The sequence below is a fragment of the Lysinibacillus piscis genome (genome assembly GCF_026012395.1).
In the GTDB taxonomy this organism is placed as follows: Bacteria; Bacillota; Bacilli; order Bacillales_A; family Planococcaceae; genus Lysinibacillus; species Lysinibacillus piscis.
In genome coordinates this window covers 891,443-907,586 of record NZ_BRZA01000001.1, presented here as the reverse complement: position 1 = coordinate 907,586, position 16,144 = coordinate 891,443, and the positions used below count along the sequence as shown (strand labels likewise).

The 16,144-nt window shown below is 38.3% G+C and carries 11 protein-coding genes and 1 pseudogene; 10 read left to right on the top strand and 2 right to left on the bottom strand.

Annotation, left to right across the window (positions count from 1 at the left end):
- The first annotated feature begins 12 nt into the window (after positions 1–12).
- The 6 genes from OPF91_RS04495 to OPF91_RS04470 all read left to right on the top strand — a co-directional run bounded on the left by OPF91_RS04495 (position 13) and on the right by OPF91_RS04470 (position 8,224).
- On the top strand, positions 13–1,296 hold the full coding sequence (locus tag OPF91_RS04495; RefSeq protein ID WP_264987489.1) for a murein hydrolase activator EnvC family protein: 1,284 nt from the start codon (positions 13–15) through the stop codon (positions 1,294–1,296).
- A 193-nt stretch (positions 1,297–1,489) separates the two neighbouring features.
- The gene (glcT, locus tag OPF91_RS04490; protein WP_264987488.1) at positions 1,490–2,332 is read left to right on the top strand and encodes a glucose PTS transporter transcription antiterminator GlcT; all 843 of its coding nucleotides are present in this window, start codon (positions 1,490–1,492) and stop codon (positions 2,330–2,332) included.
- Positions 2,333–2,496: 164 nt separating this feature from the next.
- Entirely contained in the window at positions 2,497–4,542 is a 2,046-nt protein-coding gene (gene ptsG, locus OPF91_RS04485; protein ID WP_264987487.1) for a glucose-specific PTS transporter subunit IIBC, read from the top strand.
- A gap of 194 nt (positions 4,543–4,736) precedes the next feature.
- The gene (locus tag OPF91_RS04480) at positions 4,737–5,324 is read left to right on the top strand and encodes a peroxiredoxin family protein (RefSeq protein WP_264987485.1); all 588 of its coding nucleotides are present in this window, start codon (positions 4,737–4,739) and stop codon (positions 5,322–5,324) included.
- Between the two features lie 83 nt (positions 5,325–5,407).
- Complete coding sequence (locus tag OPF91_RS04475) at positions 5,408–6,853, top strand: S41 family peptidase (RefSeq protein WP_264987484.1); 1,446 nt, start codon at positions 5,408–5,410, stop codon at positions 6,851–6,853.
- 192 nt (positions 6,854–7,045) lie between these two features.
- Positions 7,046–8,224, top strand: a complete 1,179-nt coding sequence (locus OPF91_RS04470; RefSeq protein ID WP_264987483.1) for a PDZ domain-containing protein — start codon at positions 7,046–7,048, stop codon at positions 8,222–8,224.
- A gap of 199 nt (positions 8,225–8,423) precedes the next feature.
- On the opposite strand, the gene OPF91_RS04465 is transcribed toward OPF91_RS04470, so the two are convergent.
- Positions 8,424–8,747 (bottom strand): AzlD domain-containing protein, encoded by a 324-nt coding sequence (locus tag OPF91_RS04465; RefSeq protein ID WP_264987482.1) that lies wholly within the window; start codon positions 8,745–8,747, stop codon positions 8,424–8,426.
- Positions 8,744–9,451, bottom strand: a complete 708-nt coding sequence (locus tag OPF91_RS04460) for an AzlC family ABC transporter permease (protein ID WP_264987480.1) — start codon at positions 9,449–9,451, stop codon at positions 8,744–8,746. The genes OPF91_RS04465 and OPF91_RS04460 overlap by 4 nt, the downstream gene beginning before the upstream one ends.
- 246 nt (positions 9,452–9,697) lie before the next feature.
- Here OPF91_RS04460 and OPF91_RS04455 point away from each other — a divergent pair, with 246 nt between their 5' ends.
- The 4 genes and pseudogenes from OPF91_RS04455 to OPF91_RS04440 all read left to right on the top strand — a co-directional run.
- A complete protein-coding gene (locus tag OPF91_RS04455) occupies positions 9,698–10,249 on the top strand; it encodes a helix-turn-helix domain-containing protein (RefSeq protein ID WP_264987479.1) in 552 nt (183 codons plus the stop codon).
- A gap of 11 nt (positions 10,250–10,260) precedes the next feature.
- Complete coding sequence (locus OPF91_RS04450) at positions 10,261–10,881, top strand: TVP38/TMEM64 family protein (protein WP_264987478.1); 621 nt, start codon at positions 10,261–10,263, stop codon at positions 10,879–10,881.
- Positions 10,882–11,034: 153 nt separating this feature from the next.
- Positions 11,035–14,514 (top strand): helicase-exonuclease AddAB subunit AddB, encoded by a 3,480-nt coding sequence (gene addB, locus OPF91_RS04445; RefSeq protein WP_264987477.1) that lies wholly within the window; start codon positions 11,035–11,037, stop codon positions 14,512–14,514.
- Between the two features lies 1 nt (position 14,515).
- Positions 14,516–15,865 (top strand): annotated as a pseudogene (locus tag OPF91_RS04440) (UvrD-helicase domain-containing protein); the annotation flags it as partial.
- Positions 15,866–16,144: the final 279 nt, after the last annotated feature.

The window sequence follows — 16,144 nt, the reverse complement described above, 5'->3', positions numbered from 1 at the left end:
GGAGTTCCAACGGTGAAAAGCTCAGTCAAAATACTTGCAACAGTATCTGCATTATTTCTTTTGATTCAAACACCCACTGCCTATGCGACAACATTATCAGATTTAAAAGATGAAAAAAAACAGGTAGAAACAAAGAAAAATGAATTAAATACATCGATTAAAAATAAAACAAGTGCCATTACGGTAAATGAAGAAAAGCAACAGCAATTACTCAATCAAATTCAAACATTGAATGCTGAAATTGAGAAAACGAATGCGAATATAGCAAATGTGACGGAAGAGATTCGTCTGACAAATAAAGAAATTGAAGCGTTAGAAGCCTCGATTGCAGAGTTATTACGCAAAATTGAAGAGCGTGATATTTTAATACAAGAGCGTGTACGTGCTATTCAAGCAAGTGGTTCTGTTAGTTATTTAGATGTTTTACTTGGTTCAAATAGTTTTGTCGATTTTATTGACCGTGTATCTGCGGTGAGCACAATTTTTGAAGCAGATCGTCAAATTATTCGTGACCAAAAACAAGATAAACAAACGTTAGAAGAGCAAAAACAAGTATTAGAGAATAAAAGACAAAATCTTGAAGGTAAAAAGGCAGAGTTGGATCGCCTAAAAGCTTCTTTAAGTGGGCAAAAAGCAGAGAAAAATAGCTTAGTTGACCAATTAGAGAAAGAGCAAGAAAAACTAAAATCAGAAAAAGTGTTATTGGAGAAACAATATTCAGAGGCACTTGATATTAGTGATGAATTACAACAAAAAATTGTTGCTGAGCAAAATCGTTTAGCTGAAGTCGCTCGTCAACAAGAGGCAAAACGAAAGGCAGCAGCTGCGGCTGCCGCTGCTGCAAGAGCGAATGGTAGTAATTCAGCAGTTCATGCGCCAGCATCTGATGGAACATGGATTAAGCCGACGAATGGTCGTTTAACATCTCCATATGGGTGGCGTAATATTGGGGCAGGACCTGAATTCCATTATGGTGTCGATCTTGCTAATCAAACAGGGACACCAATTTGGGCCGCTGCTGACGGTGTTGTTTCCTATGCAGCACCACTTAGCTCATATGGTAATGTTGTCATTATTACACATTCTATTGAAGGTGAAATTTACACAACCGTTTATGCTCATTTGAATTCGTTTAATGTAAGTGTTGGTACAGAAGTATCACAAGGTCAACAAATTGCAGCAATGGGTAGCACAGGTCGTTCAACAGGACCGCATCTACATTTTGAAGTGCATATTGGCTCTTGGCGTGGACAAGCTGTAGGTAGTGTCAATCCGTTAAAATATATTCCGTTATAATGTAACTGAAAGCTATACATTCACATTTTTCAGCATGTGAATGTATAGCTTTTTTTGCTGGACAGAACCTCTTGTATACTGTAATTTCTGTAAAAATGATGTGGTATATTGTTTAGTGTGCATATAAAAATAGGTGTTATTTTGTAAAAGGTCCATGCTATACTGATTGAAAATAACCGCAATGGGGTGTGTTATGGTGAATTTTAAAGTTAAAAAAGCGTTAAACAATAACGTGCTAATTGCATTAACGAGAGATGGAGAAGAAGTGATTCTTATTGGCAGAGGCATTGGCTTTGGTCGCCAACAGGGAGATGCCATTGTGAATAGTACCGTGGAAAAGTTGTTTGTTATGAAAGATCAAAGTGAGCAAGAACAGTATAAAAAATTATTACCCCATTTAGATGATGAAACATTAAAGGTGATTATTGAAGCTGTGGAGCTGATTCGTGCGCGTGTTGCCGAGCCATTGAATGAGCATATTCATGTTGGGCTAACCGATCATTTATTGTTTGCAGTGAATCGAATTATACGTGGTATGGGGATTCGTAATCCTTTTTTATTAGAAACGAAGGCACTGTATCCTTTTGAATATGAGGTTGCTACTGAAGTGACGCAATTAATTAGCCGCAAATTAACAATCAGTCTTCCAGAGGGTGAGATTGGTTTTATTGCATTGCATATACATAGCGCGATGGTAGATAAAGATGTCCATGATGTTAGCCGACATTCTGAGCTTCTAGCTACACTTGTCCGAATGATTGAAGCAAGCTTTGCAATAGAGCTTGATAAAGAAAGCCTTGATTATATGCGACTGGTTCGTCATATTCGTTATACGATTGAGCGTGTTGTTAGTGGGGAAAAAGTGGATGAACCAGAAAAAATTGCAGACTTATTGAAATTGGAATATCCAATGTGCTATAATCTATCTTATAAATTAATTAAAATAATGCAACAGACATTGAAGAAGCCTGTATATGATGCAGAAGCAGTTTATTTAACAATGCATTTACAGCGAATTCAAACAAAAGTAAAATAAAACTTTACGTGTTACTGATACGATCAGGCATGAGTAAAGAAGATGTAAGGAAATAGTGGTTAATAAATGCCGACTATTCTTTCGTATCTTCTTTCCTCATGCCTTTTTTTCGTCTCTAACTGTCTGAAGCATTGAAAAAACATCTATCAAAGGAGGAAAAGAGTATGTTTAAAAAGCTTTTTGGTCAATTACAAAAAATCGGTAAAGCGCTAATGCTTCCTGTTGCGATTTTACCAGCTGCAGGTTTATTGCTAGCATTTGGGAACGCATTGCAAAATCCTGTGTTAACAGATTTTGCGCCATTTTTGACAGCGGATTGGGTAGTTTATATAGCGTCCGTCATGGAAGAAGCAGGTGCCATTATTTTTGGTAACCTTCCCATTTTATTTGCTGTTGGTGTGGCAATTGGTTTAGCTGGGGGTGACGGGGTTGCTGGTTTGGCGGCTATCGTTGGTTACTTGATTATGAATGCGACAATGGGAACTGCACTACAACTAAGCACTACACAAGTATTAGAAAGTGGCGATCCTGCCTATGCATTGATTCTTGGTATTCCATCCCTTCAAACAGGTGTATTTGGTGGTATTATTTTAGGGGCAGTCGCTGCTTTTATGTATAAAAAGTTTTACAATATTGAGTTGCCTTCGTATCTAGGATTTTTTGCAGGTAAACGTTTTGTGCCAATTGCTACAGCAGCCTCAGCGGTTGTGCTTGGCTTGATTTTAATTTTTGTATGGCCGCCAATTCAACATGGTCTTGATACATTCTCTCACTTTTTATTAGATGGGAATTTGGCTCTTTCAGCTTTTGTATTTGGTGTTATTGAACGTAGTCTTATTCCATTTGGCTTGCATCATATTTTCTATTCGCCATTTTGGTTCGAGTTTGGTCAATATACAAACATCGCTGGAGATTTAGTGCGTGGTGACCAAGCAATCTTTATGGAGCAAATTAAAGATGGTGTGCAAGATTTGACAGCAGGTACATTTATGACAGGGAAATATCCGTTTATGATGTTCGGTCTGCCAGCAGCAGCACTTGCTATTTATCATGAGGCACGTCCAGAGCGTAAAAAAGTAGTTGCAGGTATTATGGCTTCAGCAGCATTAACGTCATTTTTAACAGGGATTACAGAGCCACTTGAATTTTCATTTTTATTTGTAGCACCTGCATTGTTTGCTGTACATGCTGTTTTTGCAGGACTATCCTTTATGATTATGAGTTTATTGAATGTAAAAATTGGTATGACATTTTCAGGTGGATTAATTGACTACACATTATTTGGTTTGATTAACCCACAAACAAACGCATGGATTGTTATTCCAGTAGGTCTTGTATTTGCAGTTATTTACTATTTCGGGTTCCGTTTTGCGATTCGTAAATTTAATTTGGCAACACCTGGACGTGAGGCAGAAGATGAGGAAGATATTGAACAATCAACTGTTGTTGCAAGTGAGCTACCTTATGAAATTTTAGAGGCAATGGGTGGTAAGGAAAACATTAGAAGCATAGATGCTTGTATTACACGTCTTCGCGTTTCCGTAAATGATAGCAAAAACGTAAATAAGAAACGTTTAAAACAGCTTGGGGCAGCAGGTGTACTTGAGGTAGGAGATAATATCCAAGCCATTTTTGGTCCGAAATCAGATAATTTACGTCATCAAATTGCTGATATTATGAAGGGACGTAACCCACGTACAGTAGAAAAAGCTGTTGAGGAAGCACCTGTTGTAGCAAGAGCTTCTCAAGCCAACATGGCAGAGAAATTAGTAGCACCAATGTCAGGGGAGCTTTTATCGATTACAGAAATCCCTGATCCTGTTTTTGCAGGGAAAATGATGGGGGATGGTTTTGCGATTAAGCCATCAGAAGGAATCGTCGTTTCACCAGTAGACGGTAAAATTCATAATATTTTCCCAACAAAGCATGCAGTTGGTATTGTAGCGGATAATGGCTATGAAATTTTAATTCATGTTGGTATTGATACGGTGAAATTGAATGGTGAAGGCTTCAAAACACTTGTTAATGAGGGGGATATAGTGAAAGCGGGGCAACCATTACTAGAAGTGGATCTTGATTATATTACAAATCATGCAACATCATCGATTACACCTATTATTTTCACAAATCTCGTAGAAGGACAGAGTGTGACAGTAATGAAGCAAGGGACTGTTAAACATGGTGATAAGTCTATTGTAGAAATTCAATAATATAAAAATAAGTCTCAGCTTGCTTCATGGCTGAGGCTTATTTTTATGGAGAAATCTACATGCTATAATAAATAGGGAATGTTACATTTAAGATAGCAGTGAGGCATGTCAAAGAGTAGTGTGAAATAGACTGTAGATGATAGCCTTGCAACGTTTAGATTTTGTAGTGGTATAGTAAGTAATGGAGGTTTCGCATGAAAAAAAATATTGGATTGCTTGTAATCGTTGTGTTAATTGCTGTTATGGTGGGCTCGATAGTGAAGCAACAAATTGAAAAAGAGCGTCAAATTGAAGATGTTTCATTAGGGAAAGAGTTAGATGAACGTGAAATTGGTTTGAAAAATGGTGATACAGCCCCAGCTATCACATTAACAAGTTTAGATGGTGAGAACATTAACTTACAGGATTTACGTGGCAAAAAAGTGGTCTTGAATTTTTGGGCAACATGGTGTCCACCGTGTAAAGCAGAGATGCCACATATGCAGGAATATTACGAGCAACATGCTAAAAAGGACAATGTTGAAATTTTAGCTGTGAACTTAACAAAAGAGGAACGTGATGTGACAGAGGATGCAAAAATTGATACGGTCATGACATTTAAAGATAGTTTCGAACTGACATTTCCTATTTTGCTGGATCCTAATCATGTAGCAGGTTCAACTTATCAAATTATAGCAATTCCAACGACGTACTTTATTGATTCAAAAGGAATTATTCAAAGAGCTATTAAAGGCCCGATGAATGTAGATATGCTGCAACAATATGTGGATGAATTGGAGTAATAACATGATGTGGAATACAGGAATCAAAAGGCATAATTGTTAATCTAACACTCATACAATAGACAAGACGAAGGAGGGAAGCATTGCGTAAAATCATGGCTGGTATAGGTGTGCTAGCTAGTAGTTTGTTAGTGGGAAGTGGCTTTTATTTTGATTGGTTTCATATAGGGGAAAGCGAACAAAAAACAGTAACAGAAGTTGAATCCATTAATGAAGCATTAACGTTGATTGAGAAAAAATCGGTGTATGATACGAAAAAAGAAGCATTGGTAGAGGGTGCGTTGCGTGGGATGGCCGACGCTATTAAAGATCCGTACAGCACATATTATTCAAAAGAAGAAGCGGCACAGCATCGACAAATGTTAGCAGAAGAAAGAGTTGGGATTGGGATTGAGCTAACTGAAAACAATGGTAAATTTATTGTTGTATCACCTGTTCGTTCATCACCAGCAGACAAAGCAGGCATGCGTCCATTGGATGAAATTGTACAAGTAAATGATGTGCGTGTGGACGGGAAAAAGATGAGCGAATTAATGCGATTGATGCAGGGAGAAAAGGGTACACAGGTGACAATTGTTGTTTATCGACCAAGTGAAGATAAGCATATTAAAATGACAATGGAACGTGCGGCTATTTCTAATAAAACAGTGTCCAGTGAAGTGCTGGAGATTGAAAATACAACAGTTGGCTATGTAGGTATTTCATTATTTGGTGAAAAAACGGCAAATGAGTGGGTAGCTGAAACGACTAAATTGCTTAGACAAGATGTTCAAGGCATAGTAATTGATGTGCGAGATAATCCAGGTGGCTATTTACATAGTGTCGCAGCATTACTTAGTACATTACTAGAGAATGGTAAAGTATTTGCATATATGCAAAATGCTGAAGGTGCTATGGAGCCTTTAAAAACAGAAGCACAGAGTTTTGATGAAAAATATGTGCATGCCATGAATAAAATACCGATTGTCGTTTTACAAAATGAAGGAAGTGCATCAGCTAGTGAAGTATTAGGTGGAGCACTGAAAGGCTGGAGACGTGCCTCTCTTGTAGGTGTGAAAAGCTTTGGTAAAGGAACTGTACAAGAATCATGGTCACTTGCCAATGGTGGGGAGTTAAAGTTATCTACAAAAAAATGGTTAACACCGAAAAGAGAATGGATTCATGGACAAGGAATTGAAGCAAATTTAGTCATTGAACAAAATGAATTATTTGCCTTCCAAATGCACCCGCTATCTGGTCAATTTAAAAAAGGTGATATGAGCGAGGAAATTGCTTATACTCAAAATGCTTTGCAAAAATTAGGTTATCAAGTAGGGCGTGTAGACGGTTATATGGATGATACAACACAGGAGGCTGTGCAGCTGTATAGAGAGCAAAAAAACTTACCAAATTTAGAGAACGATTTTTATATGGATTCGGCCTTTTTTAATAGTTTAAATGAAACATTGAAAAATTATAAAGCTGACCGTCAAAATGATTTGCAATTCCAAATGGCTATCAGTTTTTTATTGCATAATATTGAACAATAGTATGAAATTTACCATTCAGATGAGGCGTTCGAACCGTATCTGAATGGTCGTTTTTTGTAGAAATATTGTTACCTATTTCTACAAAAGCAGATGTAATTGCAATGAAAACAGGTCAAATGGATACTACGCAAGCGGTCGGTCGTTTGATACAATTAATAGATAGTATGTAGCTTAGAAACGGCGGGTGTTTGGATGATTGGTAATATAATAATAGAAATTTTCACAGCTATTGGCCGCTTCTTATTAAATCCAGTAGTGTATATTGCTATTTTATTGGCAATTTTACTTGGCTATCTTCGTGTAAAACAAGAACGCCAATTTTTTAATAGACGTATTGTTTGGGGATGGACAGAAGTTGTTGGCCAATGGAAATATGGATGGTTATATGCCTTATTTATATCTATTGTGAGTGGAGCTGCAGGGTTAACTGTACCTCAAGATTTTTTAATAATCGTCATGGCTGTTTCAGCACTTGCATTGATTGTATTTTTCATTAACGCATTATCACCGATTTATACAATGGGGCTTGCGACATTGGCTATATGGTTGATGTACCATTACCAATGGACATTTTCATGGTGGAAAATTTCACTAGAGGGCATGAATTTAGCGAATGGTGCTATTATTACAATTACCCTTTTGGCAGGTTTAAGTGTTGTGGCGGAAGGGTTACTTATTCAACGAGCTGCTTTAAAGGTTACAACGCCTCGTATTGAAAAGACAAAGCGTGGTATGCAGGCTATTGTATATCGCTCACGTAATATTTGGCTATTACCTATATTTTTTGTACTACCAGGTGAAGCGATTGCTGCGGTACAGCCATATTGGCCACAGTTTACATTAGGTGAACATCGCTTTGCATTTGTATTCTTTCCAATTGTGATTGGCTTTACGAAGTTAGCGAGAAGAGAGTTACCAACCATCGTATTTGCAAAACTAGGCAAATCGGTGCTGACATTAGGTTTATTAATTGTATTAGGTGGACTTATTGCCTTTTTTGAACCTTTAGTTGGTTTTTTAACATTGGCAATAGGTGGCATTATTCGTTTTGTGATAGCGATTGTATACCGACGTCGGGAACAAACGGATTTGTATGCTGTTGCACCAAGTACAAAAGGGGCAATCATTGCGGCTGTACTTCCTGATTCGCCTGCTGAAAAAATGGGGCTATTAGCGGGTGAGTGCATTCGTAAAGTAAATGGACATACCATTTTTACTGAACGTGAGTTATATGAAGCATTACAATTAAATGCGGCACACTGTCGATTAGAAGTGCTCGATCATAATAATGAAGTGCGACTAACGCAACATGTCATTTATAGTAATGACCATTATCGCATCGGATTACTTTTAGCAGAGCCACGAGAATAATGTTGATAAAAGGACGTGTCTGAACAAATATGTTGAGATACGTCCTTTTTATGATATAGAGCAGGAGTTCGTAGATATTCGACATGACTTTGGAGATATTCGACAAAATTATGTAGACAATCGACAAAGTTTCGTAGACATTCGACAAATGTTTATTGTGCGAAAGCGTGAGTGCCAAAATGGCTTAGAACTGGCTTTTTTACACGAAAAATCGTACAAGAGCCATTATCATAACGCCTGTAATCACGGTGATGGATAAACTTTTTGTTAGCAGTGCGATGATGACAGTTGGTATAAATGTGAGAAAAATCGGCCAATCTAATGTGACAAATGATTGGCTTTCTGTATCAAGTAAATTTTCAATGACCAATGCACTTAAAATACAAATAGGAATATAGCTTAGCCATTTTAACATAACAGCAGGTAATTGGATTGATCTTACAAAGATAAAGGGAATGACACGCGGTAGCCATGTGACAAGGGCACAGCCAATGATTAACCAAATCATATAAGAAGTTGTCATTTATCCGTCACCACCCCGATTGTTGCAACAATCACAGTTGCCAATAAAACAGCCACATGTGAAGGCACAATGTAAGATAGGCCGTACATAATAAGCGCCATATAGCCAATTAAGGAGAGATAATGCATAATTTTTGATTTGTTTACACTGCTTAATTGTAAAATTAAAAGAGCGATAAACATTGCCGTTAAAGCAAAATCTAACCCCCACTTTTCAGGAGTAGCTACCCATTTCCCTAAAAATGCACCAATCACACAGGATAAAATCCAAAAGGAATAGGCAGTGATATTCAGTCCATCCATCCATTTGCCTGAAAGTTTACCTGTTTGCATATGCTTTGTGACAGCAACGCCAAATGTTTCATCTGTTAATAATGTGCCAAAACCAATATTGCGCAATAATGAATACTGTGTAAAATGTGGCGCAATCGTTAAACTCATTAGTAAATGGCGTAAATTGACGACAAAAATGGTTACAATAATAGCAGTGGCAGGGCCATTAGTTAAAAGCAGAGCACAAAAAATAAATTGTGCGGAGCCTGCATAGACCAAAATCGTTAATAAGGCAATTTCAAATATGGAGAGTCCAGAAGCGGAACCTACTACACCAAATGCAAGTCCTATACTAATATAACCAAGTAAGGTAGGAATACAATCCTTTACCCCTTGCCAAAAGCTATCCTGAGAGTGTATGGATGTTGTCATGAAGAGGACATCCTTTCTGAGAAAATTCCATGTATACTAGAAATAAGAATAGTACAAATGTTTATCTTGATTCAGTGGGCGTTCAAACGCCACTGAATCAAGATAAATGCCCCGGCAGATGTCATGGATTTTGAAGAGGAGCTTTTCGAGCGGGCTCGAAAAAATCCAGACGCAATTACGCTGGGGCGTAATTGATTAAAGTATACATATGTCTGATAAAATAAACAATTAGAATAGGTGAAAAATATGGAGCAAATGAGTCGAAATTTAGCGTTTCAATTAAAAAAAATTCGGCAACAACGTCAATGGAGCTTAGATGAAGTAGCAAAAACAACAGGTGTTAGTAAAGCACAACTAGCACAAATTGAGAAAGGGGAGGCGAACCCCACTGTCTCGACAATTTGGAAAATAGCTGCTGGTTTACGCATTTCCTTTTCATCCTTGCTACAACCGCCAACAGCTCATTTTATGAAATATAGTAGTGAGAATGCGCCTTATGTAGATGAAGATGATGGACGTTATCGTGTATATTCGTTGATTCCCTATAGCCCAGAACGAGGCTGGGAGCTGTATAAAGTGGAGATGAAGCCAGGTGCTCTTCGCAAAAGCGAGGCACATACAGAAGGAGTCGAGGAGACAATTACAGTTATCCAAGGACAGGCCATCATTGCTACGGAGAGTATGCTTGAAACATTAGAAGAGGGCGATACATTAGTATTTTCAGGTCATCAACCACATGAATATCGTAATGCATCAAATGATGTAACGATTCTGCATTTAATTTTGCAATATAAGTAGAGGTGTTGACAGTGAGTAACTGGTTTACAGTAGAAAATATGGAGCAGATTGTAGCACATTATCGCACATTTGGACCATTTATGGGTATTCTATTTCCCTTTTTAGAAGCATTTCTCCCATTTTTACCGCTAGTCGTTTTTGTTGTGGCTAATGCTAGTGCTTTCGGTTTATGGATTGGCTTTTTATTATCTTGGTTAGGCTCTGCGGCAGGCTCGTATGCAGTATTTTTACTGGTGCGCCGCTTTGGTCGTCATCGTAAGCTACATTGGCTCACTGGTAGTAAAAAGGTAAAGACCTTAATTCAATGGGTAGATATGAATGGTCTAAGTCCATTATTTGTATTATTGTGCTTTCCCTTTACACCATCAGTTCTTGTTAACATTGTAGCAGGGCTTTCCCATATTCATAAAAAATTTTACTTAGTGGTGTTACTGGCGGGGAAATTTATTATGATTTTAGGCATGAGTGTACTTGGCTATGATTTGCGTTCGCTGTTAACGAGCCCTGTGAAATTAATCATGGCTGCTATTGCAATTGTTGTCTTATGGTGGTTAGGGAAATTATTAGAGAAACGTTTAAATGCACGTGTAGAGCGAGATTTACGAAATAGCCATAAATCAAAGCAGATGTAGAAGGTGATAGAACTTTCTACATCTGCTTTTTCGAGCGAGCTCGAAAAAATCCAGACGTAATTACGTTGATGCGTAATTGATTTTAGTATAAAGAAAAACGTATGTTTGTTAGAATATGATAAACTATTAGATAATACTTTTAGGAGGGGACATATGTCATTACGTATCATTTCAGGGCGTTCAGGGACAGGGAAATCTACATTTATTCATCAGGAAATTGTAGAACAGCTAAAGACAGAGCCTTTAGGAGTGCCTATTTTTATCATCGTACCCGATCAAATGTCGTATTCAGTGGAGTATGAGTTGACAAATAAACATGGCTTACAGGGCTTAATACGTGCACAAGTGATGACATTTAAACGATTAGCATGGCTGGTGTTGCAAGAAACAGGTGGCATTGCACGTCAAGAAGTGAATGGTTACGGCTATCGGATGCTTATTCGTAAATTGCTGGAGGAGCAAAAACAGGAATTTTCTTTATTCCGACAAGCTGTGGGCAAACGCGGCTTTACAGAGGAAATTGAAACATTATTGAAGGAATTTAGTCGTTATAGTGTCAATAGTTCGGTGTTAGCAGATGTGACAACATCATTACAATCCGTAGATGCGCCACATACACTGCAAGCTAAAGTGAATGATTTACAAGTGGTGACAAAAGCTTTAGAGGAAAGACTTGGTACAGCTTATGTAGATAGTGAAGGCTATTATCCACTATTAACGGAGCAATTACCGAATTCTGAAATGATGAAGCAAGCAACGATTTATATAGACGGTTTTACAGCATTTACAGTGCGAGAATTAGAGCTTGTCAAACAATTATTAAAAGTGACAAAGCAAGTGACAGTTGTATTACCTTTTGATCAAGCAGAGGATGCTTATGATGAGCAGGCCCTTTTTCATGAAGCCGCTTTAACGAATCAAAAGCTACAAGACATTGCACAAGAAGAAGGAATTAATCGTGATAATCCTATTCATTTTATAAAAACACATCGTTTTCTTTCGCAAGATTTACAACATATTGAAGCCCATTTTGCTGAGATTGAACCACCAATAAAGCAAGCATTAGGTGATGTACAAGTATTGGAGGCATCTAATCGTCGTGCAGAGATTCATAGTATTGCGCGGGAAATAATACGACTAACGAAGGAAGAAGGATTTCGTTATCGTGATATTGTATTACTTTATCGACAGGCAGAGCTATATGACCCACTCATTACAACGATTTTTCAACAATATGAAATTCCTTTATTTACAAATTCAAAAAAAACAATGCTACATCATCCTTTAATTGAACTAAGTCGCTCTGTTTTAGAAATCATCACATCTAAATGGCGTTATGAGCCAATGTTTCGCGCTATAAAAACAGATTTGTTTTTCCCATTACAAGCGGAGCCTACTGTTTGGCGTGAGCGTGCAGATCGTTTAGAAAATTACTGCTTAGCACAGGGCATTTATGGTGAACGTTGGTTTGAAGAGACTCGCTGGTTTTATAAAAAATATCGTGGCTTGGAGTTTCATTCACGTGTACAAACGGATGAGGAACGTGCTATGCAGACAGAAATCGAAGCCATTCGTGATATTGTGCGACAGCCATTACAGCAATTACAAATAGCATTAGAGCAGGCTCAGACAGGTCGTGAAATAGCGACAGCTTTATTTACCTTCATAGAAGATTTACATGTATACGACAAGCTACAGGCGTTAAAGACACATGAGGATGCGCTGGCTGCCAGTGAACATGAACAAGCATGGCGAGAATGGGTAGCGGTACTGGATCAATTTGTGACTATGTTTGGTGCGCAAGAAATGACTGTGGAGGAAGCAGCTAAAATATTAGATGAAGGGTTAGATACGCTAGAATTTTCACGTATTCCACCTACATTGGATGAAGTAATGGTTGCAACAGTTGATTTAGCTCGTCTATCAGATGTAAAAGCTACATTTATTATTGGGATGAATGATGGCGTATACCCAACTCGTATCGATTATGAAGGACTGTTATCAGATAACGAACGGGAATGGTTTACGCAAATTGGCTATGAGCTTGCCCCCACGTCAACGAATCGTTTATTGCGAGAAGACTTTTTATTATATAGTGCAATAACAACGCCTACAACGCATTTGTATATGACATATCCAACAGCAGATGAGGAGGGCAAAGCATTATTAGCTTCTCTTTATATTAAAAAAATGACGACAATGTTAAATGGTATGCCTGTTGAACGAGTTGTCATTGATCCGATTGAGTTAATGAAGGGTGATAGCTTCTCTTATATACGTCATCCACGAACAGCATTAGCACATTTAATGGTGCAATTAAGACAGGCTGTACATAGTCGGACACTAGCACCAGAATGGCTGGCACTGCAAAAATTTTATCAACAGGATGCCTATTGGTCCTTTATTTTTCAGCGTGTCATGCATCCTATGACACATCAAAATGAAACAGAGCCATTAGAGAGCTACATTGTGCAACAGTTATATGGACAGCAGTTAACATCAAGTGTATCAAGGGTTGAAAAATATTTCCGTTGCCCATTTTCTCATTTTTCTACCTATGGGTTACGTTTAGAGGAACGAGCAGAGTATCGTTTAGAAACATTTGCGATGGGCGATTTGTTTCATGAGGCATTGAAGTGGATTACAGAGGAAACACATCGTCAGCAGTTAGCGTGGAATCGTTTAACACAGGTGCAAATCAAGCAACTTGCACGACAGGCTGTAGAACAAATTGTTCCTGTTTTTTCACATCAAATTTTGGCGTCGAGTGCACGTTATCGCTATATTCAACGAAAACTTATTCACATTGTGGAAAGAACGATGATGGCACTTGTTCAACATGCCCATGTATCTCATTTTAAACCAATTGCTATTGAAGCCTCTTTTGGCCCAGCAAAGCATGAACAGCTTCCTGCACTTGAAATTGATTTAACAGGTGGGAAAAGGATGTTTATGCGTGGACGTATCGACCGTATTGATAGCACAACGATTGACCAACGCTCCTATTTACGGGTCGTTGATTATAAATCCTCTGCGCGCGATTTAGATTTAACGGAAGTTTATCATGGTCTTTCTTTACAAGTTTTAACGTATTTAGATGTTGCGATGGAAAATGCTTCGTATTGGTTACCAAATGGAGCAGAGCCAGCAGGTGTACTCTATGTACATGTGCATAATCCAATGCTGAAACTCGATCAAGCAATCAGTGCGAGTGAGATGGAAGTAGATCGGTTGAAGCAATATAAAATGAAGGGCTTATTATCTGAAAATCCTGAGGCACTTTTGTCAATGGATGAGCAATTAGAGGAAGCGAGTGGCTATTCCAATATTATTCCTGTTTATATGAAAAAGGATGGTAGCCCATCATCGTCTCAATCACGTATTGTCTCAGTTCCTGACTTGCAAAATTTACAGCGCTTTGTACGGCGTAAGCATCAGGAGGCAGGAAATGGTATTTTAGCTGGAGATACATCGATTAGCCCGTATAAATTAAAAACAAAAACAGCTTGTGATTACTGTCAATTTGCAGCAGTTTGTCAATTTGACCCATCTGATGGAAAACAAAGCTATCGACCATTGGCACAAGCAAAGCCAGATATGATTGTAGAAAAAATTAGAAAGGAGCTAGAGTAATATGATTGCTAATATACCGCCTAAGCCAGATACGGTAACATGGACAGATGCTCAATGGAAAGCCATTTATGCCAATGGTCAGGATACACTTGTTTCCGCAGCAGCAGGCTCTGGAAAGACAGCTGTACTCATTAATCGAATGATTGAAAAAGTCATTGCGGAAAAAAATCCAATCAATGTAGATGAATTACTCGTTGTGACATTTACCAATGCGTCGGCAGCAGAAATGCGACATCGTATGGCTGAAGCATTGGAAAAGGCAATCCTTGATAATCCTACATCCAAACATTTAAGACGTCAGCTTAGCTTAGTCAATAAAGCACAAATTTCTACATTGCACTCCTTCTGTCTAGCCATTGTCAAGCAGTATGCGTATTTACTAGATATTGACCCTGGCTTTCGTATTGCCAATGAGGCAGAAATGGCGTTATTGCGAGATGATGTGTTGGCAGAGGTTTTAGAGGCGGCTTACGATACAGATAATGAAGCTATTTATCGCCTTGTGGATAGCTTTACATCAGACCGTGATGATCAAGCAATTGAGCTGTTGATACATCGATTATATGATACATCTCGTGTACATGCAGAGCCTGCTAAATGGTTGCAGCATTTACCTGAAGCCTATACATTGGCAACAGATGTGACAATTGATGACTTGGCACTCTCGCATTATGTGAAATTGACCGTGCAGCATAGCTTAGAAGAAGCATTTGCGTTAATTGCAGAAATGCGGGCAATTACCTTACAGCCAGCAGGTCCTGCACCATATGCAGAAACAGCCGAAATTGATTTTGCGATGATTCAGGAAGGCATACGGATTAGTCAAAATGGCACATGGCAGGACCTTTTTGATTATTTTTCTACAGTGAAATGGTCAACTTTAAAACGGGTATCGAAGGATGCTTTAGTAGATGAAGCGTTACAGGAGCTAGCTAAAAAGAAGCGAGAAGCGGCAAAAAAAATAATCAATCAATTAAAAGAAACCTATTTTGTGCGCACGCCCGAACGTTTATTAGAAGAAATTCGTTTAATGGCTCCTATGATGAAGACATTGGTCGAATTAACAGCATTATTTAGCGAGCAGTTTCGCTTAGCTAAATTAGCACGTGGCATTATTGATTTTTCAGATTTAGAGCATTTTGCCCTACAAATTTTAACGGTGGAGCATGAAGGGTTGCTACAGCCATCAGCAGTAGCGATAGATTTGCAAAAACGCTTTAAGGAAGTGCTCGTAGACGAATACCAAGATATAAATATTTTACAGGAAACGATTTTACAGCTTGTGAAAAATGGTACAGAGGCGGATGGCAATTTATTTATGGTTGGTGATGTCAAGCAGTCCATTGTGCGCCCATAAGGTTATTGTATATTTCACCATTTGGCGGTGAATAAACTACAGAAACGGTTTATCTATCAGCCGACTTATCTTGGCGGGAAATCAAAGAGGGAGTGTAGCATGTCGGTTAAAGTCATAAGTTAGTCTAAACGGAAAGGCTACGACTGAATGGCGAGATAGAAAAGATTCATATGAGGAAGAAGGCTAAACTGCTTGAAGAACAGTCCGAGTGGGGTCATGCTTAACCATCTAGGAAACCGTTTGAAACCTAGAATCTATTCTGTACGGCGTATT

Excerpts from the sequence above, each read along its gene's own strand:
- glcT (WP_264987488.1), top strand. The coding sequence starts at position 1,490 with ATGGTGAATTTTAAAGTTAAAAAAGCGTTAAACAATAACGTGCTAATT.
- ptsG (WP_264987487.1), top strand. The coding sequence starts at position 2,497 with ATGTTTAAAAAGCTTTTTGGTCAATTACAAAAAATCGGTAAAGCGCTA.
- OPF91_RS04480 (WP_264987485.1), top strand. The coding sequence starts at position 4,737 with ATGAAAAAAAATATTGGATTGCTTGTAATCGTTGTGTTAATTGCTGTT.
- OPF91_RS04470 (WP_264987483.1), top strand. The coding sequence starts at position 7,046 with ATGATTGGTAATATAATAATAGAAATTTTCACAGCTATTGGCCGCTTC.
- OPF91_RS04465 (WP_264987482.1), bottom strand. The coding sequence starts at position 8,747 with ATGACAACTTCTTATATGATTTGGTTAATCATTGGCTGTGCCCTTGTC.
- OPF91_RS04460 (WP_264987480.1), bottom strand. The coding sequence starts at position 9,451 with ATGACAACATCCATACACTCTCAGGATAGCTTTTGGCAAGGGGTAAAG.
- OPF91_RS04455 (WP_264987479.1), top strand. The coding sequence starts at position 9,698 with ATGGAGCAAATGAGTCGAAATTTAGCGTTTCAATTAAAAAAAATTCGG.
- addB (WP_264987477.1), top strand. The coding sequence starts at position 11,035 with ATGTCATTACGTATCATTTCAGGGCGTTCAGGGACAGGGAAATCTACA.